This window comes from Streptomyces sp. NPDC058872 (assembly GCF_042743065.1).
Classification (GTDB): domain Bacteria; phylum Actinomycetota; class Actinomycetes; order Streptomycetales; family Streptomycetaceae; genus Streptomyces.
In genome coordinates this window covers 58,125-84,681 of the sequence record NZ_JBHYMK010000020.1, presented here as the reverse complement: position 1 = coordinate 84,681, position 26,557 = coordinate 58,125, and the positions used below count along the sequence as shown (strand labels likewise).

At 70.2% G+C, this 26,557-nt stretch carries 19 protein-coding genes; 17 read left to right on the top strand and 2 right to left on the bottom strand.

What is annotated here, in order from left to right:
- Nucleotides 1-335: 335 nt before the first annotated feature.
- Nucleotides 336-2,012: a SpoIIE family protein phosphatase gene (locus ACFW22_RS15600; RefSeq protein ID WP_386403750.1), complete on the bottom strand. Its 1,677-nt coding sequence runs from the start codon at nt 2,010-2,012 to the stop codon at nt 336-338.
- Nucleotides 2,013-3,441: 1,429 nt separating this feature from the next.
- Here ACFW22_RS15600 and ACFW22_RS15595 point away from each other — a divergent pair.
- The 3 genes from ACFW22_RS15595 (at nt 3,442) to ACFW22_RS15585 (ending at nt 8,413) form a co-directional block, all read left to right on the top strand.
- Nucleotides 3,442-3,630: a hypothetical protein gene (locus ACFW22_RS15595; RefSeq protein ID WP_153466800.1), complete on the top strand. Its 189-nt coding sequence runs from the start codon at nt 3,442-3,444 to the stop codon at nt 3,628-3,630.
- Between the two features lie 20 nt (nt 3,631-3,650).
- Nucleotides 3,651-4,937: an IS3 family transposase gene (locus ACFW22_RS15590; protein ID WP_386403745.1), complete on the top strand. Its 1,287-nt coding sequence runs from the start codon at nt 3,651-3,653 to the stop codon at nt 4,935-4,937.
- A 74-nt stretch (nt 4,938-5,011) separates the two neighbouring features.
- Nucleotides 5,012-8,413: a BTAD domain-containing putative transcriptional regulator gene (locus ACFW22_RS15585; protein ID WP_384878830.1), complete on the top strand. Its 3,402-nt coding sequence runs from the start codon at nt 5,012-5,014 to the stop codon at nt 8,411-8,413.
- 159 nt (nt 8,414-8,572) lie between these two features.
- Here the strand turns inward: ACFW22_RS15585 and ACFW22_RS15580 are convergent, their stop codons facing one another.
- Complete coding sequence (locus ACFW22_RS15580) at nt 8,573-9,448, bottom strand: catalase (protein WP_384878833.1); 876 nt, start codon at nt 9,446-9,448, stop codon at nt 8,573-8,575.
- 131 nt (nt 9,449-9,579) lie between these two features.
- Between ACFW22_RS15580 and ACFW22_RS15575 the strand changes: the two genes are divergently transcribed.
- The 14 genes from ACFW22_RS15575 to ACFW22_RS15510 all read left to right on the top strand — a co-directional run bounded on the left by ACFW22_RS15575 (nt 9,580) and on the right by ACFW22_RS15510 (nt 26,471).
- On the top strand, nt 9,580-12,282 hold the full coding sequence (locus ACFW22_RS15575; RefSeq protein ID WP_384878835.1) for an AAA family ATPase: 2,703 nt from the start codon (nt 9,580-9,582) through the stop codon (nt 12,280-12,282).
- Nucleotides 12,283-12,360: 78 nt separating this feature from the next.
- A complete protein-coding gene (locus ACFW22_RS15570) occupies nt 12,361-13,866 on the top strand; it encodes a GMC family oxidoreductase (protein WP_384878837.1) in 1,506 nt (501 codons plus the stop codon).
- 207 nt (nt 13,867-14,073) lie between these two features.
- A complete protein-coding gene (locus tag ACFW22_RS15565; RefSeq protein WP_384878839.1) occupies nt 14,074-15,597 on the top strand; it encodes a GMC family oxidoreductase in 1,524 nt (507 codons plus the stop codon).
- 131 nt (nt 15,598-15,728) lie between these two features.
- Nucleotides 15,729-16,844, top strand: a complete 1,116-nt coding sequence (locus ACFW22_RS15560; RefSeq protein ID WP_384878842.1) for an NAD(P)-dependent alcohol dehydrogenase — start codon at nt 15,729-15,731, stop codon at nt 16,842-16,844.
- A 91-nt stretch (nt 16,845-16,935) separates the two neighbouring features.
- Entirely contained in the window at nt 16,936-17,565 is a 630-nt protein-coding gene (gene def, locus ACFW22_RS15555) for a peptide deformylase (RefSeq protein ID WP_384878844.1), read from the top strand.
- Nucleotides 17,566-17,759: 194 nt separating this feature from the next.
- Nucleotides 17,760-18,542, top strand: a complete 783-nt coding sequence (locus ACFW22_RS15550; protein WP_386403736.1) for a phosphatase PAP2 family protein — start codon at nt 17,760-17,762, stop codon at nt 18,540-18,542.
- Nucleotides 18,543-18,672: 130 nt separating this feature from the next.
- Nucleotides 18,673-19,527: an alpha/beta fold hydrolase gene (locus tag ACFW22_RS15545; protein ID WP_384878850.1), complete on the top strand. Its 855-nt coding sequence runs from the start codon at nt 18,673-18,675 to the stop codon at nt 19,525-19,527.
- Between the two features lie 104 nt (nt 19,528-19,631).
- Nucleotides 19,632-20,210, top strand: a complete 579-nt coding sequence (locus ACFW22_RS15540; RefSeq protein ID WP_384878852.1) for an NADPH-dependent FMN reductase — start codon at nt 19,632-19,634, stop codon at nt 20,208-20,210.
- Nucleotides 20,211-20,481: 271 nt separating this feature from the next.
- Nucleotides 20,482-21,903: an aldehyde dehydrogenase family protein gene (locus tag ACFW22_RS15535; RefSeq protein ID WP_384878855.1), complete on the top strand. Its 1,422-nt coding sequence runs from the start codon at nt 20,482-20,484 to the stop codon at nt 21,901-21,903.
- A 42-nt stretch (nt 21,904-21,945) separates the two neighbouring features.
- Nucleotides 21,946-22,545 carry an antibiotic biosynthesis monooxygenase gene (locus ACFW22_RS15530; protein WP_384878857.1) on the top strand — a complete coding sequence of 200 codons (600 nt, stop codon included), beginning with the start codon at nt 21,946-21,948 and terminating at the stop codon, nt 22,543-22,545.
- A complete protein-coding gene (locus ACFW22_RS15525; RefSeq protein WP_384878859.1) occupies nt 22,542-23,180 on the top strand; it encodes an NADPH-dependent F420 reductase in 639 nt (212 codons plus the stop codon). The genes ACFW22_RS15530 and ACFW22_RS15525 overlap by 4 nt, the downstream gene beginning before the upstream one ends.
- A gap of 53 nt (nt 23,181-23,233) precedes the next feature.
- Complete coding sequence (locus ACFW22_RS15520) at nt 23,234-23,722, top strand: nuclear transport factor 2 family protein (protein ID WP_384878862.1); 489 nt, start codon at nt 23,234-23,236, stop codon at nt 23,720-23,722.
- A 1,307-nt stretch (nt 23,723-25,029) separates the two neighbouring features.
- Nucleotides 25,030-25,608, top strand: coding sequence for an RNA polymerase sigma factor (locus ACFW22_RS15515; RefSeq protein WP_386403728.1), 579 nt, complete (start codon nt 25,030-25,032; stop codon nt 25,606-25,608).
- Nucleotides 25,609-25,679: 71 nt separating this feature from the next.
- Nucleotides 25,680-26,471: an Ada metal-binding domain-containing protein gene (locus ACFW22_RS15510; protein ID WP_386403725.1), complete on the top strand. Its 792-nt coding sequence runs from the start codon at nt 25,680-25,682 to the stop codon at nt 26,469-26,471.
- Nucleotides 26,472-26,557: the final 86 nt, after the last annotated feature.

Sequence of the window (26,557 nt, the reverse complement as noted above, 5' to 3'; positions counted from 1 at the left end):
CCCCAGGGAGTGGCCAGGAACGGCCTCCGTGCGGACACCGTCGCGCGCACGGCTCAGACCAGCACGGGTCCAGTCCGCCACGGCCCGTGCTCTTGGCGGACGCTCGTACGGCAACAGTGCATGGGCGCCTTCGTCCGCCGGCGCCCACAACCCATCGGAGTGATCGGGGGGGCAGAAGTTCCAGGCGAACACGCGGGCCGGACAGGACGAACAGGCGAGCAGGGAAGGCCCTAAGAGACACCGGCAACTCCTCAGTTCCGGAGACGGCCGGACAGCACACGGACAGCGGATCGCTATTAACACGTGTAACCATCTCCGCGCCGCGCGGGACGGCGCTACACCGGGGTCTCGACGGACTGTTCCGACCAGATGGTCTTGCCACCGGGAGTGAAGCGACTTCCCCAGCGGTCGGCAAGCTGCGATACGAGGAACAGCCCGCGGCCTCCTTCATCGGTCTCGCGGGCCCGTCGCACGCGGGGCTGAGTAGTGCCGGTGTCGGACACCTCGCACACGAGCCCTTCCGGTCCGTGGAGGAGTCGGAGACCGACCGGGCCACCGACATAGCGGATCGCGTTCGTCACCAGCTCGCTGACGATCAGTTCGGTGACGAACGCGGCCTCGTCCAGGCCCCATGCGGCCAGCTGCGACGTGACGAGTTCACGGGCTCGGGCGACATTCACCAGATCCGGTTCCAGCTCCCAGGCAGAGACATCACGCGCGGGCAGTGTGCGGGTGCGGGCGAGGAGGAGGGCCGCATCGTCGGCCGGGTCGGGCGGTGTGAGCAGCGCCAGGAGGTCCCGGCTGGCCTCCTCCACCGGTGTGTCGCCCACCTGCCCCAAGGCCTGCGCCAGCCGGGTCATGCCCTCCTCGACACCACTGGTCCTGCTGACGACGAGGCCGTCCGTGAACAGAGCCAGGAGGGAGCCAGCGGGAATCTCGAAGTGCGTCGTGGCGAAGGGCATCCCGCCGACCCCGAGCGGCGGTCCGGGAACCACATCGGGATAGGCGGGCACGTCGCCCGACGGCAGCAGGACGGCAGGAGGCGGATGTCCGGCGCTGGAGACGGAGCAGGTGCCGGAGACCGGGTCATAGACGGCGTACAGGCAGGTTGCGCCCAGGACAGAGGGGTCCGGTCCGCGGCTGTCGGTGGCGTCGGAGAAGCCCAGAACCAGGTCGTCGAGGTGGGTGAGCAGCTCGTCGGGGTCGAGATCGAGGTCGGCGAGGACGCGGACGGCTGTTCGCAGACGGGCCATCGCCGTGGTGGCCTGCAGGCCGTGACCGACGACGTCCCCCACGACCATGCCGATGCGGAAGGAGGGCAGGGGTATCACGTCGAACCAGTCGCCACCGGCCCCCGGGCCGCCGGCCCTCGGCTGGTACACGCCTGCTATCTCGGCTCCCGGGAGATGTTTGGCCGCGCCGGGCAGGAGGCTGCGCTGCAGAGTGACTGCGGAACGGCGCTCGCGGGCGTAGCGGCGGGCGTTGTCGACGCCGAGGGCGGCATGCGAGGCAATATCCTCCAATGCCGCGCCGTCCACGTTGGTGAAAGGCTCGGAAGGCGGCCCCCGCCACAGGGTGAGGCAGCCGAGTACGACTCCCCTGGCATACAGCGGAACGGCCACGGACGAGTGCGCGCCGTCAGGGATGAGCAGACTCAGAGTTGCGGAGTTCGCTCCGAGCCCCGAACTGAGCAGCCCGATGTCGGAGGCGACGACTGCCCTGCCCTCCATCAAGGGGCTCATCACGGCGCTCTCAGGAAGGGGCGGCACGGCTTCGCCGACCGGCAGGAGATGCTCTGCGGACACACCGGGGCTCTGCGCCGCTGCGACACGGCGCAGCCGCACTTGGCTGCTGGCATCGAGCCGTGCGGGCTCGTCGCCGACCAGCACGGCCTCGACAAGATCGACGGTAGCCAGGTCCGCGAAGCCGGGGACGAGGAGATTCGCCAGCGTCTGGGCGACCTCCGTCACGTCGAGGGACTCCCCCAGGGCCAAAGCGGCCAGGTGTGCCAACTCGGAACGGCGGCGTGCAGCAACGGCAGCCGCCTCCCCATCAGCGTCCCCCAAGAGAACGAGCCACGGCCCCTCATCGGCAGCGGAGCCACCTTCTGACGCCAGCGGGACGACGGCGCAGCTGAACGTGTGGGGAGGAGCTGACGGCCCTTCTCCCGCAGGCGCCACCCCCGCCACAACGTGGCCGGCTCTCCGCAGAGCTGCCACGAGAACGGGACAGGGCGATCCGGGCGAACACCCGAGCAAGGCCGTGGCTCTCGGCGTACTGAACAGCACCAGACCCGCCCGATCGACCACGACCGCCGCCGCACCGGCACCCACGGCCGCCCGTACCTGCAGCCGGTCACCACTGCTGGATTTGCGCATGTCACGCCTCGCCTGCCGAGCGATACCGCCTCCATTGTGGCCCGGTGCCCCCCGCCACGGCGAGGCGACGGCGCACGTATGCACCACGTTCATGCTTCCCGACGACTGCGGCGCCACAGAGAAGCATGCTGATCACTCACTGATCAGGGAGGCACCCATTACACCTCTGAGCTGGACAAACGCCAGAAAGCGAGGCCCCGATCCTAAAATCGCGTGGTGGCCGAGGGTCATGGCCTGGCTCCTGCCCGCCGGCGGTTGATGTTCGGCCGGGGGAGTGGAGCCACGGTCCACCACCCGGCCGCATTTGCCCGGACCACTCTCCGACGCCGAGCCCAAGAACTGCTGTCGACTCGCCGAACAAGCAGGTCACAGCCGTCCCGGCCTCATGCAGCGGCTACCACGGCACGGTCCGCGCCGTGGCCATCCGGCACGGGCAGACGTGGGCCGATCACTGCTCCCCGCGCAGGCGGAGGTGGGTCGTCGGGGTTCCAGCAGTCCGTCAGATAGTCAGCACCCCCTCCGGGTGACCGAACCAGGTGAACGAGACAAATGAGTCCCGCGTAAGCAGGGCGTGCAACCATTCGGAAGGCCAAGCGACGAACCCTGACAGGGGAGAAACTCCCAGGCGCGACCATCACGCACAGTGCTCACCCCGACCGGCCGCACTCCCCCGACGCTCCGCGGATCCGCGGCCTGAGCGGACTCGAACCGGCATCGCCCATCACCCGTGCTGGTTCGGTGCTGACCTCATCGCCTTCCTGGCCTTGTTTCCGCAGGTCCTAGCCTCGATCGGATGAGTTGTCGTACCACTCGATCCACTCGATGGTGGTGCCGATGAGACTGGCAGCGACGATGCGTCTGAGGGAACCGGGGGGCGTGGGAGCGTGTGTTGCGGCGGCCATGTGCACCACTTCCGGGCGGGTGACGGGGACGTGTACGTGTCGCCACACCGTAGGAACGCGCAGGTCAGCGGTGTATGTGACGGGACACCACAGTCCTGCGCCGCGAGCGCCTGTACCACTCCCACGTCACCGAGTGGCGGGCCGCGCGCGATGCCGGCGCATTGGAGAACCTGGTCGACCGGCGCACGAGCCCGGCCCGTCCGAAGAAGTCCGCCGCCGAGGTCGAGAACGAGAAGCTCCGCCGGCAGGTGGAACGGCTGGAGAAGGAGCTCGCCCGGAACAAGGCCGCGCTGGAGGTCCTGGGAAAAGCGTCGGCGCTCTTGGAAATGATCTCCGAGAGCGCGGACTGACGCACGCCGCCGACCCCGTCGTGGACGAGGCTTTCACCGCCGTCGAACACGAACTGGGCACCACGGCCGCGTGCCGGCTCACCGGCCGCTCCCGGGCCACCCACTACCGCAGGCTGAAGCCGCTGCCCCCGCGCCGGCCTCGCCGGCCCCAGGTCCAGCCCTCCGCCCTGACAGCCGAAGAGCGCGATGCGGTCCTGGCGTTGATGAACAGCCCTGAGTACGCCGAACTGCCGCCCGCGCAGATCTGGGCCCGTGAGCTGGACACCGGGCGCTACCACTGCTCGGTCTCCACGATGTACCGGATCCTGCGCGAGCGCGGGCAGTCGGGCGAACGCCGCCGCCAGGCCGCCCACCCGGCCAAGACGGTGCCCGAGCTGGTCGCCGACGACCCCTCCCAGGTGTTCACCTGGGACATCACCAAAGCGGCCGGCCCCCGCAAGGGTGTCTGGTACCACGCCTACGTCATCATCGACATCTTCAGCCGCTACATCGTCGGCCACACCGTCGAGTCGGCCGAATCAGCCGAGCGGGCAAAGGAGCTGATCCGCGAGACCATCGCGCGCAACGGCATCGTCCCCGAGACCGTGCACGCCGACCGGGGCACCTCGATGACCTCCAAGAAAGTCTCCCAGCTGCTGATCGACCTCGGCGTCACCAGGAGCCACTTGCGCCCCAAGGTCTCCAACGACAACCCCTACAGCGAGGCCCAGTTCAAGACCACCAAGTACATGTCCGACTACCCGGAGCGGTTCGACTCCCTGGCCCACGCCCGCGAATGGTTCGACGCCTTCATCTCGTACTACAACCACGAGCACCGGCACTCGGGCGTCGGACTCCACACGCCCGCCAGCGTCCACTTCGGCACCGCCGAGGAGATCCCTGACCAGCGGGCCGTCACCCTCGCCGAGGCCTACGCGCGCCACCCCGAACGCTTCGGCCGCCGCCCCAGACCGCCCGAGATCCCGAAGACAGCGTGGATCAACGACCCTCCAAGCGCAGGGAACCCGCACCACAGACCTCATAGCGTCACGACCGTCTCACTGGACTTGAAATCTTCCGGCCTGCCGGCCGCGGCTCGATGCAACACCACAGCGTCGTTCCTGAACTCCTCCGGATACGGAGACCTACGCCCCACCAGGACACCTTTCCTCAGACCCTCAAGATCCATTGTCGAGCGTCCACACCAAAGGGGTCACCTCAGCGACTGCGCGCCCCCGGCGGACAGGGCGGGCAACCGCGCGCCTCCGGTACTGGCGCAGGGCTCCGAAAGGGCCGTCGAGCCGTCGTCGACCGTTCTGCAGGGATGACATCTGACCAGGTCAGGTGGCGTGCGTCAGGTAAGATGCGCCTCTTGGCTTATCGGATGGCTTCGGAGGATAGTGTGGGCGATTCGCCGGAGAAGAGCCCTTCGTCGATCGCGGAGGTGCGATTCACCTTCCTCAGTGGTGTCGAGGCTCTGCGGGGCGACCGGCGACTGCCTCTGGGGCCCCCTCAGCGCAGGGCGGTGCTGTGCGCGCTGGCGTTCCGGCGCCGCCAGTGGGTGTCCACCCAGAGCCTGCTCGCCGCCCTCTACGAGGACTCCGCACCGGCGAGTGGTGTCGGGGTGATCCAGACGCATGTGGCCGGACTGCGCCGAGTGCTGGAGCCGGAGCGAAGACCGAGGTCTGCCGGTACCGTGCTGCTGTCGGGACACGGCGGCTACCAGCTGCGCATCGAGGACGATCAGACGGACCTGGGCGAGTTCGAGCACATGGTGGCCGAGGGCAACCATGCACGCGAGCACTCCGAGTGGCAGAAGGCCGAGCAGCTCTACGACCGAGCACTGCGGCTGTACCGCGGCGAACCCCTGGCAGGTATACCCGGCCCGTATGCCGCCATGTGGCGCGCGACCTTGACCGAGCGCCGTCTGGCCGTCCTGGAGGACAGTCTCGATATCGAGATCGCGCTCGCCCGGCACGACTCCGTGATCGACCGGCTGAGGGTGCTGACGGCCGAGCACCCGTTGCGCGAACGCCCGCGTGCCCTCTTGATGCGCGCACTGCACCTGGCCGGCCGCCAGTCCGACGCACTGGAGGTCTACACACGGACCCGGCGGCTCCTGATCGACGAACTAGGGGTCGACCCAGGCCCCGAGCTGCGCGCCCTCCACAGCCGGATCCTGTCCGGGCCGCCATCCGGCATGTACGAGGAGGCGTCGCCCGTCACTGTCACCGCCATGGCTCCCGCTGTGCTTCCGCCGGCACCGAAGCCCTCCACCGAGGCCACTCCATTGGTGGAGCGAGAGGACCAGCTCGCCGCGATCGTGACGCTCGCCGAGCGAGCGGCAACGGCCGAGGGTGGCTTGGCCCTCGTGTCCGGCATCTACGGGCACGGCAAATCGCGTTTCCTCGATGAAGCCGCTCGCCTGGTACCGGCTGCGCGGCGGCTCAACCTGCCGAGGACTCCTTCCGTCGGGGACGTACCTCTCGGGCTGCTCAACGCGATTCTGGGCGGTCTCGGTCATAAAGCAGGTGACGATCTTGTGGATTCGTCCGCTCTTCAGGACCGCGTCACGGATCACCGGCTGGCAGAGCAAATGGCAGCCCTTCTGGTCGACAGTGCCGCAGGTGCCCCGTTGGTCCTCCTGGTGGACGATGTCCTGTGCATCGACGAGCGCTCGATGCAGATCCTCACGCTGGTGGCACAGCGGCTGCGTGCCACGCGCGTCCTCCTGGTGCTGGCGGTGGAGGACCGCCCCTGGGACCCGGAGGCGTACCGGCGGACTCTGGACCTGGGAAACGTCTCCTCGGCGACTCTGCACCTCGGCAGGCTCACCCGATCCGGGATCGCCGAGCTCGCGGCGGCTCGGGTGGACGCTCCTCACCTGCAGGAGTTCGCCCGGAGTGTCCATGAGGCGACAGCCGGTATCCCCAAGCTCGTCGTGGCGCTGATCGCGGACCTGTGTGCCCTGCCCGATGCCGACCTGCGGCGTGTGCCCGAGCACACCCCGGACGTCCGCTTCAAGCGGGCGATGGCGCTGATGCTGGACAACTACACGGACGACCGTGCCCTGTTGCTCCGAGCGATCGCGGTCCTGCACGAGTTTCAGCCGACGCCCCACGTACTCGCGGAGGTGTGCAAGGAGGCTGTGGCCGAGATTCAGGCCCGGTGCGAACGCCTGACGGCGATCGGCATCCTGTCCACGGCCGACCCCGCCCGCTTCCGGCACCCCCTGGTGCCCAACACCCTGCGCTGGCTCTGTTCGCCGGACGAGGACAGCCGGCTTCGGGTGGCAGCCGCGCGGTACTCCCTGAGCTCAGGGCACAGCGCCCGGCAGGCCGCCCGGTACCTGGACGCGCTGACGGGCACGCACTGGTCCTCCTGGACGACCGTCCTGGTGGACGCGGCCGACGAATGCCTTCGGCAGCACGCGGTCCGGGAGGCCCTCCACCACCTCCAGGCGGCGCTCCGCATCGCCGGCCACGACCAGCGCGCCGCCGTGCTCGTCCAGCTCGGTCAGCTGGAGCTGTGGGTCAACCCCACCGCTTCGCTGACCCATCTCCACGAGGCACTTGAGGAACAACGTGCCGCGCGGAGGGCACCGACCGCGCTGATCCCCCTGGCCTGGACGATGGCGTCCAACCGTCGCGGCGGAGCCGCCCTCACCCTCATGGACGAAGTGATCGCCGAAACCGAACCGCGCGATCCGGCCGCGGCGGAGGCCGCTCGTGCCTCTGCCTGGATGGTGGCCGCGCTGACCCCCGAAAGCTGGGCCGTACATATCGAGCGGCTACGTGCGGCGCGAGCGTCAGGGGACCGGGCCGACGACCTGGTGACGAACGCCGTCCTCACCTGGGAGGACACGTACCAGGTGCGGTACAGCGCCGCGGAAGCGATGTCCCGTTTCCCCGCGGAGTGCCACCAGGACGGTGCGTGGGAGAAACTGCCGCGCGAAGTGGTGGGCATTCTGACGCACATCGCGAAATGGGCCGGGCAGTTCGCTCTCGCCGGACAGCTGAGCGATCTCCACGAGGACCGCTACTTCGGGACGATGGACATCTACCGACGCATCATGCGTTCCGAGGTCCACATGCGGGGCGGCGACTACCGGCGGGCCCTCGAGACATGCGCCCCCGTGGCCGGACTGTCCCTGGAGCAGGTGCCGCGCCGCCCGGCCGCACTGGTCGCCCAGTACGCCCAGGCGCTCCTGGGTCTCGGCCAGGCGGACGAAGCCGAGAAGTGGCTCGACAGCGCGACGGAGCACGCCAACACCGAGACGTGGGAACTGCCGGTGGTGAAGTGGGTACGCGGCCTGCTCCACTCCGCGCGCGGGCAGGCACACCAGGCGGCAGCCTGTTTCGTCGACTGTGGTCGTCGCAACGCTGCCTGGGGTCTGCACAATCCCGGGTACCTCGCCTGGCGCAGCTCCGCCGCCATGGAACTACTCAAGACCGGTGAACGCGAGCGCGCCAGGGAGCTGGCGGCGGCCGAACTCGCGCTCGCACAGAGATGGGACACCGCCGTGTCGCTCGGTCGCGCCTGGCGGGCCGTCGCGCTGACGTCAGGTGACGACAGCACCCTGCCCCTGCTGGAACGGGCCGTCGGCCACCTGCGGGGCAGCGAGGCGGTGACCGAGCTGATCGCGGCCCTCATCGACCTGGCCCGTGCCCGCGCCGACCAGGACGACCACAGGCAAGCCCGCGAGCTCCTGCTGGAGGCTCGCGCGCTGTCCGAGCCCCGAGGGCTGGCCCTCTTCACCGCCGAGATCGACAGGATCCTGCGAGACCTGCCCCGTGTCGACTGAGTCACCCCACGTCGACACAGCGTTGTTCGGAGGACGTTGAGAGCGCGTTGAGAACGGGCTGCGAGAGTCCTCCCATGAACCTTGCGACATCGTCGGCCGAGACCACGGCCATGAGGGAGCGGTACGACGAGAGTCGTACAGCAGGGGTCGCTCATCGGTTCAGCCGCGTCGGCGGCGCTGCGCAGCCAGGTAGGCGGCGCTGCGGTCTCTCGCCAGCCGGTCGAGTGGGGCGGCGATGCCCTGCGGCAGGCGCAGCGGATCGAAACCGAGCTCCGAGGCGGGGACCTCCGCCCGTTCGAGGGTCAGGGTGCCCAGCGTCACCGACTGCTCCGAGGACCACAGACGGGTGGGGTCGTGGACCTCGTCCTGGGCGGCCGGAAGGTGGGCCACAAGGTCGAAGCGAGCAGGCAGTTCGGCGTGCAGCCCGGCACGGAGATAGTCCCGCGGCCGGCTGCGGGACTCCTCGGGGATCAGCGGCTGCGCCGCGCGGAGCGGCCGCCAGCTCAGCCGGGCCCACAGGGTCGTACCGGTCGGGTCCAGCAGACCGAACGCATGCACCGAGTGGTACGTCAGGCCCGTGAAACTCGCGGCAGGGCGGGCCTGCTGGGCCAGGTCGAGGGCGACGGCCGCCTCGGGGTGGCGGGCCACGTACGCGGGTACGGCCGTCGCCGGGTCCGGGGAGTTGGCGGCCCGGAGGAACTCGACCATGTCCGCGCCGGTGCGTGCGAAGAAGACCGGAAGAGTGAACATCACGAGGTCGAGGCCGCCGATCCGGGCGGCCATGCCGTGGTCCGACGGGTCCCCGTCGTGCCCGTGTGCGCCTCCGAGCGTGCTGGAGAAGCGGACCGTGGCAGGAGTGCTGGATACGGCGAAGATCTCAGCCGTACTCAGGGAGGCGGCGATCTCCGACGGAGTGAAGGCACCCGCCGCCCAGGCACCTCGGGTGTGCAGGAGACGGTCGCTCGGATCGGCGCCTGTCGCCGAGGCGACCTGGTCGGCGAGCCGGGCGCCGTCTTCGAAGGAATGACTGCTCATGGCGGTGACGGTAGGCGGCCCGGCCGGACGGGCGCATCGGTCACCGTATCGGTCGCATCTGACTGCGACATCCCCCTCGCTCGCGAGGGGAAGCACGTGTGGTGTACGGGGAAGAAGCGGGGAGCACGGAAGTGAATCTGTACGGACGGGATCGAGAGCGGCAGGAGCTCGACCGACTCCTGGAGGAGGCACGGCGGGGAAACGGATCGGCCCTCGTGCTCTGGGGAGATCCAGGCATCGGAAAGACGGCGTTGCTCGAGTGCGCCGCCGCCCGAGCGGCCGGCTTCACGGTCCTGGGTTGCCGGGGCAGCCGGATGGAGTCCAGACTGGCCTTCGCCGCCCTGCACGGGCTGCTGTGGCCACTGGTCGACCGGATCGGCACGCTTCCGAAGCCGCAGGCCGACGCGCTTCACGGGGCCCTGGGACACACCCAGCACGCGACCGACCAATTCCTGATCGGCGTGGCGACCCTCACCTTGCTCACCGAGCTCGCGGCTGAGGAACCCTTGCTGATCACCGTGGACGACACGGACCAGTTGGACGAGCCGACTGCGGCGTGCCTGGCCTTCGTCGCCCGACGGCTGGACACATCACGGGTGGCCATGCTGCTCGCCGCCCACAGCGATCCGGCGGCCGAAGGCCCCTGGGAGGGCCTGCGAGCGATCGGCCTGGCCCCGATCCGCGACGCCGACGCGAAGCGGCTGGTCCGCACCGAACATCCGACGGCACCCGAGGAAGCCGTGCGCCGTACCGTCGCGGCCGCCTGCGGAAACCCGCTGGCACTCCGGGAACTGCCGACCCTCACGGCCGGCCCGGGGGCGCGGCTTCCCGTCGGCCCCCTACTGCGCCGCGCCTTCGGAAGCCGCACCTCGGTACTCTCCCCCGGTGCGCGGTCTCTGATGCTCGTCGCGGCCGCGGAGGACCGCGGCGATCAGCACCTGGTGCGCGCCGCGGCTGCGACGCTCGGGGCCGGCGCGGCGGCCTGGGACGAGGTACTGCGGTCGGGGCTTCTCTCCCTCCAGGGCCCCTCGCTCCGGTTCAAGGCACCGCTGGTCGGAGCCGTCGTGTACGACGCGGCCTCCTTCGCCGAACGCCAGGCGGCCCACAGGGCCCTGGCCCAGGCACTCGAGCGGGACGCCACCGAGGAGGGACTGCGGGCCTGGCACCTGGCAGCGGCCACCGACGTGGCCGACGAAGCGGTGGCGGAACTGCTGGAACGCACCGCACGCCATGACGCGGCCTCCGGCGGCAACGCATCGGCCGTCCGAGCACTGCTCCGGGCCTCCGAGCTGTCGCCCGACCCCGTTGACGCGGCCCGCCGCCTGTCACTCGGGGCCCTCGCGGCCTGGGAGTGCGGGCAGGTGGCCAGGGCTCGGGATCTGCTGGACCAGGCGGGCCGGCTGGCGCCCACGCAGACAGTGGCGCAGGACAGCGGCGGTCTGAGCGGCCTCATCGAGTTCGCTCACGGCGACCAGGAAGTCGCGCACCGGCTGTTGCTGCGCGACGCGAGTTCGGTGCCGGACCGTACCAAGGCCATGGAACTGGCCTGCCTGGCGGTGCGGGCCGGCTGGGCCGCGGGATCCCCCGACCGGCAAGCCGCGGCTTTGCGCCGGTTGTCGGAGCTGACGTGCGGGGCGGACACGCCGGAGGCGAGCGTCCTGTCCGCTCTCGCTCCGTGGTGGAGCGAGGCCGAAGCGGTGCCGCCCTTCGCGGAGGATGTCACGGCTCCTCTCGGCACCGTGTCATGGCGGCTGATGCCACCCGCACCGCTCGCCGCGGCGTGGGGTGCCGAGCGGGCGGTCTCCGACGTGCTCGGCCGCAAACTGGAGGTGATGCGTCGTACGGACGCGACGAACGCCCTCGTCCTGACGGTGCCGCAGACAGCCACCCTGGACATCGTCACGGGTCGCTGGAGCCAGGCCCGCGCCAGCGCCACGGAGACGCTGCGGCTGGCCGAGGAGATAGGAGCCGACCACGCCGCCTCGCAGTGCCGCAACTCCCTGGGCTGGCTGGCCGCGCTGAGCGGTGACGAGGAGGAGGTCGCCGAACTCAGCGCTGTCACCCTGCGGCTGTCGGTGCCACGGCGCGTGCGTGCGCTGACCGCCGCCGCCTACTGGAACCAGGGCCAGGCCGCCCTGTTCGCCGGGCGCGCCGAGGAGGCGCTCGAACTCCTGGTCCGGCTGACCGAAACCGGTCATGACGCGGCCCACGGCACCTTCGCGCTGCTCGCCGCTGCCGACACGGTGGAAGCGGCCGTCCGGGCCGGTCGTCCAACGGTCGGCGAGGCCGCCGCCGAAATCCTCGGTTCCTGGGCCCGGCGCGCGGGCGTGCCCTGGGCCGTTGCTGCGGCGCACCGCAGCACGGCGTTGCTCAGCGGCGACCGGGCGGAGGAGTGTTTCGAGCGGGCGCTCCGCGTGCCCGGGGCCGCCGACCGGCCGTTCTGGCACTCCCGCACCCGTCTGCTCTACGGGGAGTGGCTGCGCCGGGCGAAACGGCGCACCGAGGCACGGCTGCATCTCGCCGAGGCCGCCGAGACCTTCGCCCGGCTCGGCGCCCAGCCGATGCTCGTACGGGCACGCAGTGAACTGGAGCTGACCGGGGCCCAGCCGAGGCCGGCCGGCGTGGCCGAGAAGTCCGTGCTGACACCTCAGGAGCTGCGGGTGGCCAAACTCGCCGCGGAGGGCCTCACCAACAAGGAGATCGCCTGCCACCTGCTGATCAGCCCCCGCACGGTGGGCCACCACCTGTCCAACGTGTTCCCGAAACTCGGGGTGGTGGCCCGCTCGGAGCTGGCCCGTGTGGACTTCGACAACGGGCTGCGGATGATCGCGTGAGGGCAGGAGCCATCGCCGCTCACCTGACGGATACGGTGACCGATGCCGGGACGCGCGCACCTGCCTAGCGTCGTCGGCATGAACGACGCAGCCTTCACCACCATCGTCGTCGGGGGCGGTTCCGCCGGAGCCGTCCTCGCGACACGTCTCACCGAGAGCCCCGACCGCCGCGTGCTCCTGCTGGAAGCCGGCCCCGCCTACGCACCGGACGCCTACCCCGCGGGGGTGGCCGACAGCGGCACGCTGGGCGGCTGGACCGGGCACGACTGGGGCTACCGGTCCGAGCCCGGGTTCATCGGCCACCCCGTCGACGCCTTCCGCGGCAAGGTCCTCGGCGGCAGCTCGGCCGTGAACGGCTCCGTCGCGGTGCGTTCCCTGCCCTCGGACTTCGCCCGCTGGTCGGAGCGCGGTCTCAAGGGATGGACCTACGGAGACATCCTGCCCGCGTTCAAGACGCTGGAGGCCACCGAAGCCGGCGACGACGAACTGCACGGCCGCTCGGGTCCGCTCCCCGTCTCCCAGCTCACGCGCAACGACCTCAGCACCATGCAGCGCGCCTTCGTCGACGCTGCGCTGGCCGACGGCATCCGGCCCACCGACGACTTCAACGGCGCCGACCCGCACGGCGTGGGACCGTACCCGATGAACGTGCGCGAAGGCGTGCGCGTGAACACCGGCATGGCCTACCTGACCGAGGAAGTCCGTTCCCGGACCAACCTGACGATCCGTGCCGGTGTCCTCGTCGACCGCGTGCTCTTCGACGACGGGAGGGCGACGGGCGTACTCCTCGCCGACGGCACCGAGCTGCGCGCCGCCGAGGTGATCCTCAGCGCGGGCGCCTACGGCAGCGCGGCGATCCTGCTGCGATCCGGCATAGGTCCGGCAGACGACCTGCGCGCGCTGGACATCCCGTTGATCGCCGATCTCCCGGTGGGCCTGAACCTCCAGGACCACCCCTTCTACTACAACGCCTACGCCGCCGATCCCGACCTGATCGGCGAGCAGACACCTGTGATCGGCGCCAAGTCGTGGACGGCCAGCTCGACCGCAGCCGAAGGCGAACTGGATCTCCACATCACCGCCACCCACCTGTTCGACCACTCCACGAGCCCGACCGGCGTCGGCTTCGTGCTCGCCGTCGCCCTGGTCCGCCCCCATTCCCGTGGCACCCTCACCCTGGTCAGCAGGGATCCGGCGGAGGCCCCCAGGATCGACCTCAACTTCCTCGCCGAACCGGAGGACCGCCGCCGGCTCCTCGAAGGCGTCAAGCTCGCCCGCCGGCTCGGGGCCACCGAACCTCTGGCCGGGCTGGTCAAGCGTGAGCTCAACCCGGGCCCTCAGGCGAAGGACGACACCGAGATCCTGGCCTCCGTACTGACCACCCTGGACACGTACCACCACCCGACGTCCACGGCTCCGATGGGAGGCGAGGGCGACCCGGCGGCCGTCACTGACCGGCTCGGCGCGGTGCGCGGAGTGCCCGGCCTGCGGGTGGTCGACGCATCGATCTTCCCCGACGTCCCCTCCGCCGCCACGAACCTCACGGTCATCGCCGCGGCGGAGCACATCGCCCGTCAGATCTGAGCCGACGCCGCAACGGCCGTTCCGCTGGCGTGGCCGGCCGTAGTCGGGTCTCCGACCGGGTCCGGCCACCGCAGGCCGAGCGACGGATCACGTGACGGATGCGGCGCGCGCCCCGCACGGACCCAGTGGTGCCGTGCCGCCCGGGCAGGTCCGGCCGACGGCTCCCTGACCCGGTCCGACAGGCATACCTGAAACAAGAGGACAGCAATGAGCACCAACGAGTTCGACAACATCGTCGTGGGCGCCGGTTCGGCTGGCGCGGTGATCGCACGGCGCCTGGTGGACGCGGGCCGCAGGGTCCTCCTCCTGGAGGCGGGCCCCGTGGACGACACCGAGGCCATCCACGACCCCACCGGCTCGATCCAGCTGTGGAACAGCGCCTGGGACTGGGCTTTCCAGACCGAGCCGCAGACCTACGCGGACGGCCGCCGGCTCCCCTGGCCGCGTGGCAAGGGACTGGGCGGTTCCAGTTCGTTCAACGGCATGATCTACGTCCGGGGCGCCGCGGCGGACTACGACTCCTGGGCGTACCAGGGCGCGGCGGGCTGGTCCTGGCAGGACGTCGAGCCCTACTTCCGCCGTCTGGAGGCCTTCGAGGGAGGTGCGGCAGGAGGACGCGGAACGGACGGACCGCTACACGTCCAGCGCAACCCCGGGCCCGACGCACTGGTGCGGTCCTGGGTCGAGGCGGCCCAGCAGTACGGCCTGCCGTTCAACGACAGCTACAACAGCGGCGACCAGTACGGAGTGAGCTACACCGAGCACACCATCAAGCACCACCGCCGCCAGTCGACGTGGGTAGCCTACGGCCGCCCGGTGCAGGACAGTCCCCTGCTCACCGTGACCACCGGCGCCCTCGTGACCCGCATCGTGTTCGACGGTGACCGCGCGACCGGCATCGCCTACGTCGTCGAAGGCCAGGAGCGCATCGCCCGGGCCGTGGACGACGTGGTCCTCTCCGGCGGCGTCTTCGGCACCCCTCAGCTGCTGATGCTGTCGGGCATCGGCCCCGCCGACCACCTGCGTGACCTCGGTCTGCGGGTGCGGGACGACCTGCCGGGGGTGGGTCAGAACCTGCAGGACCACTGGTCGGCTCCGCTGGTCTGGAAGTCCAGGCAGCCGCTGCCGGCATGGTCGGCACAGGGCCTGGAGGCCCACTACTTCGCCTCGACCCGTCCGGGCCTGCCTGCGCCCGACATCCAGCCGCTCTTCCTGTCGTTCGCCTACCCCGTACCCGGAGCCGACCTGCCGGAGCACGGCTTCTCCGCCGTGGGCCAGCTGCTGCACCCGCACAGCCGCGGCGAGGTACGGCTGCGCTCCACCGACCCGACGGCCCCGCTGGTCCTCGACCCGAAGGTGTTCTCCGATCCGCGCGATCTGGAGACGCTGGTCGACAACCTCGAAATGCTCCGCGACATCGCCGCACAGGGCGCGCTCAAGGAATGGAACGACGGCGAGGTGCTGCCCGGTCCCGGGACGGCGACCCGTGCCCAGCTGCGCGACCACGTCCGTGCCACGGTCGTCTCCGGGCACCACCAGATCGGCACCGCCCGGATGGGTCTGGACTCCCTGTCCGTCGTCGACCCGGAACTGCGGGTCCACGGCGTGCAGAACCTCCGCGTCGCCGACGCCTCCGTCATGCCGCACGAGCCCAGCGGGAACACCAACGCCCCCAGCATCATGATCGGCGAGAAGGCCGCCGACCTGGTGCTCGGCCGCTCCGCGCGCTAGTCGATCACAGCAGGGGTGGTGCGGCCCCGCGCTGCCTCACCGCCCCCTCACCACCCCTGCCGGTCTCTCCCGCGGTCCCCGGACTCACACCGGCACCGCACTCCTCAGCCTGAGAATGCGAGCACATCGCCATGCCCACCTCGGTCACCGCCGCCGTGTCCCGAAACGCCGGTTCGGAATTCCTCATCGAGGAACTGACGCTCGACGACCCGCGCCCGGACGAGATCCTGGTCCGCTACGAGGCCGTCGGAATCTGCCACACGGATCTGGAGGCGGCAGCAGGCCACCTTCCCACCCCGCACCCGGTCGTCCTGGGACATGAGGGTGCCGGCACCGTAGAGGCGGTCGGCGCGGCCGTGACCGGTTTCGCACCCGGCGACCGCGTCGTACTGAGCCTGGACTCGTGCGGCGCCTGCCGCAACTGCCTGGCCGGCCAGCCCGCCTACTGCGAGCAGCACATCCCGCTCAACTTCCACGCCCGCCGCCCGGACGGCACGGTCGGCCTGCGTGACGCGGCGGGCCGCCCCGTCCACGACCACTTCTTCGGCCAGTCCTCCTTCGCCTCGCACGGCCTGGCGCACCCCAGGAGTCTGGTCAGGATCGCCGACGACAGCCTGCCGCCGAGCACGCTGGCCCCGCTCGGCTGCGGGATCATCACCGGCGCAGGAGCGGTCCTCAACTCCCTCCAGGTCCGGGCCGCGAGCACGGTGGCGGTCTTCGGTCTCGGCACCGTCGGCCTGGCCGCCCTGATGGCCGCCGTCGCAGCGGGCGCCACCCGCGTCATCGCGGTCGACCGCAAGCCCGAACGACTCCTGCTCGCCAAGGAGCTGGGCGCCACCGACGTGGTGGACGCCGCGACCGCTGACGCCGCCCAGGCCGTCATGGACCTCACGAACGGCCGCGGGGTGGACTACAGCGTGGAGTCAACGGGTGTCATTCCCGTGATGAACACCGCCGTCGCGGTCCTCGCGCCGCTCGGCACAGCCGCCGTCCTGGGAGTGGCCGCCTTGGACGCCGACCTCAACGCGAACGCCTTCGAACTCCTCAAGGGCCGCACCGTCACGGGTTCCGTGATGGGCCACCAGGCCCCGGGCGTCCTCATCCCCCGCCTGCTGGATCTGCACCGCCAGGGCCGCTTCCCCTTGGACCGCCTCATCAGCACCTACCCGCTGGCCGAGATCAACCAGGCCGTCGCCGACGTCCAGGCCGGCATTGCGGTCAAAGCCGTCCTCACCCACCACGCGTAGCCGTCACCCGGCACACCACAACGCATGAACGATCGCACGCCGTCCCGCTCCAATCCAGCGGATTCCCCCAGTGTCAGAAGGCCCCATACGCATGCCCAGCTCCCCGTTCAAGCGCTCAGCCGTCGACCGTTCGCTGCCGCCAGAGGCGCTGGGCGGTGCTTACCAGCCGATCACCGAGACCGGCGATCCGGTGCTTCACCGGCGATGTGCCGACGTGGTGGAGTTCGGGACGCCGTATCTGGCCCGACTGCTGCGGGACATGTACTTCACGATGCACGCCGCTCACGGAGCCGGTCTGGCGGCCAACCAGGTGGGCGTCGACCTCAGGCTCTTCGTCTACGACTGCCCGGACGAGGAAGGCACTCGGCGTATCGGCCACGTCCTCAACCCCGAGCTCCGGCTCGTCGGTGACGTCTGGAGTACGCGTGGTGAAGGCTGCCTGTCCGTCCCCGGCGCCCAGCAGGAGCTGAGGCGCCTGACGGAGGCCACCGTGCACGGGCAGGACTGGGAGGGAAACGCCGTCACCGTCCATGGCACCGGCCTGCTGGCACGCTGCCTCCAGCACGAGACAGACCACACCAACGGCACCCTCTACCTCGACCGTCTCGGCGTCGAAGCCCGTACCAGAGCGCTGCACCAGATGCGCAGGAACCGCGCCCGCACCGTCGCCGAGCGCGACGAGCGAGCCCGGCTTCTGGCCGCCCGGACCCAGAGCCGGTGACGGCCGATCCCCACGCGCGAGGGCGGGTCCGCTCCGCCCGCAGGCGACCGTTCCCCACCTCCCGGGCTGCTCCTCGACACCACCGCGGAGCAGCCCCACCAGCGAATCCGGAAACCACCATGGCACGACCGTGCAAGACCGCCACCTTCCCGCCCGCAGCCTTCGCACGTGGCCTCGTCGCCGCTGTCGGGGCCGTGTCGGTACCTCTCCTGGCATTCGCTGCCGTCTACCTCGTCGCGGTATGGACGCCGTTCGGACAGCGGGCGGAGAACGCGCTGGTGGTCGGCTATGCCGACGGTGCGTGGATGGCCGACGCCTCCCAGTCCTGGGGGCCGCCGCCGCTGACCCAGGACCTGGAGACCATCGCCGTGGGCCTGACCGCGATCGCCTCCATCGCCCTCGCCCGGAGGCGTTGGCTCGCCGGCTGTACGGCGATCGTGACCGTCCTCGCCACCATCGCCGCGTCACAGGTGCTCAAGAACGTTCTCCTCATCCGCCCGGACCTCGTGGGGGCGGACGACAACCTCGTCGAGGTGAGCTTTCCGAGCGGCCACGTGGCACTCACCGCCGCCCTCGTCGCAGGTGTCGCGCTCGTCGCCCCGGAGCGCTGGCGGCCCGCCCTCGCCGCCGTCGGTGCCGCCTGGCTCGCGTTGACCGCCGGAGCGGTCCAGGCACTGTACTGGCACCGGCCGAGCGACGTGTTCGGCGCAACACTCCTGGCCTGCGCGGGCTACTGTGCCGCCCACCGCTTCCTGCGCCCCGGCAGCAGACCGAGCATGCCCCGGCCTTTGGCGTGGACAGCGCTCCTCCCGGCCGTGGCGGCCGCCGCGACAGGCGCCGGCCGCGAGGGGACCGTAGCGGGCCCGCTCGTGTTCGGCTCGGTCGCCTGGGTCTGCTCGGCCCTCCTGTGGATCGTCATCGCCCGCACCGAGGCGGCTCCGCCTCGGCACCCATGCCCCGCACCGCCACGGCGATGACAGCACGTCCGCGCGTTCCGCCGGACGCACCGCCCGTCCACAGCCTCCACACGACCGGGCCGATCGCGCTGACCCGGCGCACGGCCAACTCCGATGCGGCTCTTGCCGCACACACCCCATAAGGAATCACGTGAGCAAGCAGAAGCGGACTCGTCGCTCCGTCGCCCTCGCCGCCGCAGCCGCCGTCGTGGCGGCCGCCTCCGTGGCCTCCCTGCCCCTCGCATTCGCGGACGCGGATTCCGACGCGGACCTCGGCGCGGACAGGGCGGCGCCCAAGCCCACCGTCGTCCTGGTTCACGGGGCCTTCGCCGACGCCTCGGGCTGGAACGGCACCGCCGCCAGACTGCGCGACCAGGGCTTCACGGTACGGGCGGTGGCCAACCCCCTGCGGGGCCCGGACTACGACGCGGCCTACCTGCAGAGCCAGCTCCAGAGCGTCAAGGGCCCCAAGATCCTTGTCGGCCATTCGTACGGCGGCGCCGTCATCACCAACGCGGCCACCGCCATCCCCGACGTCAAGGCACTCGTGTACATCGCCGCGTTCATCCCGGAGAAAGGCGAGTCGCTCGGCGGGCTGATGGAGCAGCATCCCGACACGGGGGTCCCGCCCCTGCCCACGGCGCCCTTCCCGTTCACCCGGCCCGACGGCACCAACGCCACCGAGGTCATGCTCGATCCCGCCAGGTTCCACGCCGCCTTCGCGGCCGACGTCCCGGCCGCGACATCCGCTCTGATGGCCGCCTCCCAGCGGCCGATCGCGGCGGAGGCTTTCGGTCAGCCGCTCAAGAACGCGGCGTGGAAGGGCATCCCGTCGTGGGCTCTGGTCGCCAGGAACGACCAGGCGATCGGCCCGTCTCTGGAACGCTTCATGGCCAAGCGTGCCGGCGCCCGTATCACCGAGGTCAACGGCTCGCACGCCGTCATGGTCAGCCGCCCCGACGCGGTCACGAACCTCGTCAAGCAGGCGTACCGAGCCACTCGCTGACACCGCCGCACCGCCACCGGCCAGCTCTTCTCTTCCGAACGGGCCCCCGCCGATCAGCGCAGGGCCCGCTCCCACCTCCAGGCACCACCGATCGGATCACCTCAATGCCCGTCAAGACGTTCCTCGCCATCTCCGGCAGCCTCCGCCGGTCCTCCCACAACACCGGCCTTCTGCGCGCCCTGCAGGCACTCGCACCGACCGGCGTCACCATCGACCTCTACCAGGGCCTGGACACCCTCCCCTTCTTCACCCAGGACCTAGAGAACGGGGCGGGACCGGCCGCCGTCGCAGATCTGCGCCGACGCGTACGCGAGGCGGACGGCGTCATCATCGCCACGCCCGAGTACAACTCCGCCATCCCCGGTGTGCTCATGAACGCCCTCGACTGGCTCTCCCGTCCCGCCGACGGCGACCCGGTACTGCGCGAGAAGCCGACCGCCATCCTCGGCGCCTCCCCATCCCAGTTCGGCACCGCCCGTGGCCAGCTGGTCCTGCGCCAGATCCTCCACCGCATCCAGACTCCTGTCGTCGCCCATCCCGAGGTCACCGTCTTCCAGTCCCACCAGCGCTTCGCCGCCGACGGCACCTTCGCCGGGGACGACTTCACCGAGAGCCTCCTGAAGGCTCTGCTGGCGGAGCTGGTTCTGCTGACCGAGCGCAAGTCCCTGGCCGGCATCGCCTGACCCGCACCGTCGCCGGCCCCGCCCTGGCGGGGCCGGCCTGGGCACCCCACCGAGGTCCCCCCGGTCGTCATGACCGATACCGTGACCGATTTCGCGAGGCAGACACCGCCGTAATGTCGAAGCAGTCGGGGTTGTCGACCGACGAGCAGCTCTACTCGCCGAGCTCGTGGGACCCCCGCCCCGCGCTGACGGGACCTCATCGCCCACCGGAACCGCCCGCACGCTCCCCCACGCCAGAGCCTGCACCTCACACATGCAAGGACCCATCACCATGCAGCACGCCCGCAACTTCATCGACGGCCAGTGGGTCGACTCGGCCAAGCAGACCGAGTCCCTGAACCCCTCCACCGGCACGGTCCTCGGCACCTTCGCCGACGCAGGAGCGGAGGAGGCGACAGCAGCGATCGCCGCCGCGCGTCGTGCCTTCGACACCACCGGCTGGTCGCGTGACCGCAACCTGCGCGCCCGGGCGCTCTTCGAGATGGCCGACCGCTTGGCCGAGCGCCGTGACGAGTTCGTCACGATGCTCGCCCGTGAGAACGGCAAGATCCTCGAAGAGGCCGCCTTCGAGATCGATCTCACGATCCCCAAGCTCCGCTACTACGCCGCGCTCGCCCTGAGCGACCACGGCAGCTCGGCCGAGGTCCGTCCAGGCCTCTACTCCATGACGCTCCGCGAGGGCGCGGGGGTCGCCGCCGTCATCGCCCCCTGGAACTCCCCCGTCGTCCTGGCCGTCCGCTCCTTCGCCCCTGCCCTGGCCGCCGGCTGTACCGTGGTCATGAAGCTTCCGGGCCAGACCGGTCTCGTCAACGGTCTGCTCAGCGAACTCGTCGCGCAGACCGAGAGCCTCCCGGCGGGCGTGGTGAACATCTTCACCGAGTCGGGCAACGACGGTGCGCCACTGCTGATCAGCTCGCCGGATGTGGACGTCATCAGTTACACCGGCTCCACCGTGGTGGGCCGCCTCATCGCCGCGAACGCCGCGCCCACCCTCAAGGCGCTCTCCCTGGAACTCGGCGGCAAGAGCCCGATGATCGTCTTCGACGACGCGGACCTGGACGCCGCCGTCCCGGTCCTCACGAAGGCCATCACCACCTTCACCGGCCAGTTCTGCATGACCGGCAGTCGCATACTGGTCCAGAGCGGCATCGCGGACGAGCTCCGGCGCCGCATGGTCGCCTCGCTGCAGGCCGTGAAGGTCGGCCCCGGAGACGATCCGGCCAGCGAGATGGGCCCGCTCATCGACGAGCACAATGCCCGGCGCGTCGAGGGCGTCGTGGCCGACGCTGCCGCGTACGCCAAGGTCCTCGTACACGGCCGACGCGACGGAGCGTTCCTTTCGCCCTCTCTGGTCGAGGTCGCCGACCTGAACGCCCCGATCGTGCAGCAGGAGGTGTTCGGACCCGTCGCCACCTTCGAGGTGTTCGACACCGAGGCGGAGGCCGTCACCCGGGCCAACGCCACCGAGTTCGGCCTGGCCGCCTCGATCTGGACCCGCGACGTCGACCGTCCGCTGCGTGTGGGACGCGAGATCGAGGCCGGGACGGTGTGGACCAACACCTGGGCGATCGTTCACGACATGTTCGAGGAGGGCGGCTTCAAGCAGTCCGGTGTGGGCCGCCTGAACGGAGTGCGCGGCCTGGAGGAGTTCCAGGAGACCAAGCACTACGTCCACGCCGCACCCCGCGCCTGAACAACGGCTGTGGCCCCGCCATCACATCCCATCAGGAGCCCCGTGAACGCCCCCGCCGAGAGCACGGTCCTCAGTTCACGCGGAGACATGGCCCTGATCGCCGCCCGGATCGTCGAGCACGGCCACGAGGAAGCGTTTCAGCGGTGGGCACAGGACGTCCTGGCAGCAGCAGCCACCATTCCCGGCAACCTGGGCGGCGGCCTCTTCCGCCCGGTGGATATCAGCGGCTCCTGGCTCGTCGTCCACCGTTTCCGGGACCGCGAAGCGCTGGAGCGCTGGCTCAAGTCTCCGGTGAGAGAAAAGCTGTTCACACACCAGGAGCATCACCACGAGGTCGCCCGCCGGGAACTGGCCGGCCTTGAGGCCTGGTTCGCCGAACCCGGCGGGACGGCGCCTCCTCCGCCCCGGTGGAAGACGGCGGTGAGCTCCGCCATCGGAATCTTCCCGATCTCCCTGCTGGGCAGCGTGTACCTCGCCCCCTTCTTGACGGTGCTGCCGCAGGTGGCACGAACCGCCGTCTTCGCCCTGCTGTTCAGCGTGCTGATGACCTACGTGGCCATGCCCGCCGTCACCCGCGTGCTACGCCGCTGGCTCAACCCCGACACCCCGCCTCGTCCCGTACCGAAGGAACGCCTCTCATGACCACAGCCATCATCGGCACCGGCAACATCGGCGGCCGACTGGCCGCGAACCTCGTCCAGGGCGGCGAAGACGTCCTGATCGCTGGCAGCGACCTCAAGGCCGCGCAGTCCCTCGCCACTTCGCTGGGCAGCCACGCCACGCCGCTGACGGTAGAGCAGGTGATGGAGCAAGCAGACGTGATCGTCTTCGCCGTCTGGCTGGACACGATCAAGGAGTTCATCACCCGGTACGGCGGCAAAATGTCCGGCAAGATCCTGGTCGACCCGTCCAACCCGATCGCACCAGACGGTGCCGGCGGCTTCGTCAGGACCATCGGAGCCGGAGAATCCTCCGGCCAGCTCCTGGCAGACCTCCTCCCAGAAGGCGCCAAGCTCGTCAAGGCGTTCGGCACCCTCTCGGCCGGAAGCCTGACCTCCGCCTCCCGCAGGGCGCCCGAACGCGCAGTCGGCTTCTACGCGACCGATGACGACACAGCCGGCCGGGTGGTGGCCGAACTGATCACGGCCGCGGGCTTCGACCCCGTCAAGGTCGGGGGCATCGACGAGTCGATCCGCATCGAGGTCTTCGGCGACCTCCACGAGTACGGGGCGCTCGGGAAGGCGGTGACCCGCGACGAAGCGTGCGCAGCCCTGTGACGCCGACCACCTCGGCTCAACCCGGCAACCCCTCGATCTGAAAGAGCAAGCACATGACAGAGCCAAGGCCCCTCACCGCCACGGACCGGTTCGAGATCTTCGAACAGCTCACACTCCACCAGCGCTGCATCGACAACGACGCGAGCCGCGAATCCGCCGACAAGTACGTGGACCTGTACTGGCCCGAGGCCACCTTCACCGTTCACGACCTGCGCAGCCAGACCTTCACTGGCCGCGACGAGCTGAAGAACCTCTACGACTACGCGCACAGCGTGTTCCCGCTGGAGAAGTGGTTCCACGAGGTCGGATGGTTCGAGATCACCGGCGCGGGGGACGTCGCCACCGTGTCATGGCGCTGGCGCGTCAACTGGAAGCAGGACGGCGAAGGGGTGGTGTCGAGCGGCACTTACCAGGATCGCTTCGAGCGCCGGGACGGCGTGTGGAAGGTGATCGAGCGCGTCTCGGACATCGACCCGAACTGGCCCGCAGCACTTTTCCAGCCGTACGTCGACCGCCAGAACGAGCTGTTCAGGGCGTCCTGACCGCCTACGAGACCCGAGGCCGCGGCGGTAAGACGGCCGCGGCCTTTCTCAGCCCCCGGCGCCGCGCGCCGGTGCACCCGTCGAAGTATGGGAACCGAACCGAACCGAACGCCCGGGCGCCGTTGCGGCATACGGAGTCGGCAAGCGCACTACGCGCTGGATCTGGCACATGTCTCCAGGACAGTCCCGACGCGAAGCAGCCGCGTGAAGCGACTCCGCAATAGCCCGCGTGAAGGGCTCGGTCTCTCCAAGCGCACACCTACGGCTGATGGGCGTCCCCGAACCGCGAGCTGACGGTCTCGGGCTCTGAGGCGGCCTCACCGGAGACCCAACCTGGCTTCACGGAACGTCACTACCGAGAGACGGATGGGGCTCCGGTGCCCAACAGCTCGAACCCGTGCTCCAGCCGCTTCAAAATCCCCATCCGTCACACAGGCAAGAGCTCCGCCCAGCAGCCGCCGAGCAGAGGTGACGGCCCATCAGAACGTACGCCGTTCGTGCGTCAAACGTGCGTCACGTGCGTCGAATATGCGTCAAGATATCGCACCTAACGCACGTAACGCCCATAACGCACACTCGGAGAAACCCCAGGTCGGCGGTCCTTTTCGGCGGGCTCAAGGATCGCGACGCACTCTACGTGCTGGGTCATCGGAAAGAGGTCGGCTTCCGACGGCGCGCTCGAACTTGAGCGTGCTCAGGCAGAGTCAGACTCACGCCTTGCGCTCATCCGCTCAGCGCCAGGCTCCCGCCCTGCCCCCGCAGGAAGTCACTCAACGTGCCCATGACAGCGCCTTCAGTGGCATGACGCCCCGTGCCACCAGGCCCGCCACAACGGCACTTCCTGGGGAGAATCTGGGGAGTATCGAGGGCCCTGGGGAGCGCGTGGGGAGAACCGGCCGCGTAACGCCGCACGATCCCGAAAGACGCTGAAAGACTCATCCGCGCAGATCAGGGGCGAGTACAGCTGCATCCATACAGGCCAGCGCCGCCAGGTAGACAACTTCATGACGTACGTGCCGAGATCGTCGGCCTCGACGATCCCCGGGAGCGATCCCCCCTCCCGCAGGGGCGTGACATAGCGGGTCGCTACGACCTCTTCCAACACGTTCCCGGACCACCCGTCTCTTCGACCTTGCCTGAGCCGGCTTGCCTGAGCCGGCTTGCCTGAGGCCAGCATAGTAACGGAGGGTGACCGTCGAATGCCGTTCGCGTCCCGGAGGGCGTGACGCCCCTAGGCTTGTGGGCGTGACGGAAGCGCTCCCCGAGGCGGTGCAACCCTTCGACGGCCGGTGGTGTTTACGCCAGTGATGGACGACATCCCACCTCCGCTGACCGAGCTGCTCGCCGCAGATCTCGACCGTGGGTTCGCAGAGCTCGTGCGCACCCACGGCGGCGCCGTGTACGCGGTGCTGCTGCGGCTGTCCGGCGCGCCGCGCGACGTGGAGGACCTCGTGCAGGACACCTTCCTGCGGGCCTACACGGCGCTCCGCGACTACACGCCAGACCGACGGCTCGCCCTGCAGCCGCGGGCCTGGCTGCTCGCGATCGGCACCAACGTGTGGCGGAACCACGTGCGCACGCTGACCAGGCGGCCGGCCGCCGAGGACGGGGTGGACGTCCAGGAACTGCCGCTCGCGGACGGGCGCCCCGGCCCCGAGCGGCGTGCCGAGCACGCCTTCGAGAGGGAGAGACTGGTGGCCGCCCTCGCCGAACTGCCCGAGCACCACCGGCTTCCGGTGGTCCTGCGACACGTCGGCGAGCTGAGCTACGCGGAGGTCGCGGAGCTGCTGGACTGTCCGGTCGGCACCGTGAAGGCACAGGTGTCACGAGGTCTCGCCGCGCTGCGCGGCAAGCCCCAACTGGCGGAAGAGGAGGTGATCGGATGAGCCGGCTCCACTCCGGATCCGACGACGAGCCGGACAGACGGAACGGTACGGCCAGACCCCAGGTGTCCTCAGTGAAGATCGCGGACATCTCGCCGCCGGGCGTCGACGACCTGCGCGTGCCGATGCCGGCGGACCTGGCGATCCGCATCCTGGAGCGCGCTGGTGTCGCCGAGCGCGAGTACGACCGGTATGCCGTGGTCGAGGGCCCGGTCGCCGCCCTGTTCGTGGCCTACGGCAGGGGCGCGGTCACCGGCTGCGCGCCGGTCGACTGGTTCGCACGCCCGGATGCCTTCGAGGAGGCTCATCTGCGCCGTACGGGCCGTACGGCTCTGCCGACCGCCAAGCCGCTGCCCGGCGTCACCGGGGCGCTGCGCACCGGCCGCGACCGGATGTTGCGCTACGACTACGGTGACTTGACGGAGGCCGAACGGAAAGTCCTGGAGGCGGTGCGAGCCATTCCGCGCGGCCAGCTCCGGCCGGCCGGGTGGCTGGCGAAGGAGGCGGGGCTGCCCGAGTTCACCGCGGTGGAGATACTGCGGGCGGTGCGGGCCACCCCGGCCCCGGTGCTGATTCCGGTCCACCGGCTCAGTGACGAGGACGGGAGGCCCGTCGACTGCGGACTGCCACCGGATCTGGTGGATCGGCTGTGGGCCCATGAGGGCATCGACGCGGATCGCCTCGACCGGTTCTCCGCCGAGGGCACCCAATACCTGGGCAGCGACACCACCCGGATCTTCTGCTATCCGACCTGCGCGCACGCGCGCCGCATCACCGACCGGCACCGGGTGCCGTTCGGTTCGGTGGACGCGGCCCGCGCTGCCGGCTACCGGGCCTGCTTCAGCTGTCGCCCCGTGGTGGCCTGAGCCGGGCACGGGGAAACGCGGTGAACTCCGGTGCGTCCTGGGACGGCACCGGAGGGCAAGGGGCGGACGAAGATCCAAAAAGGCTC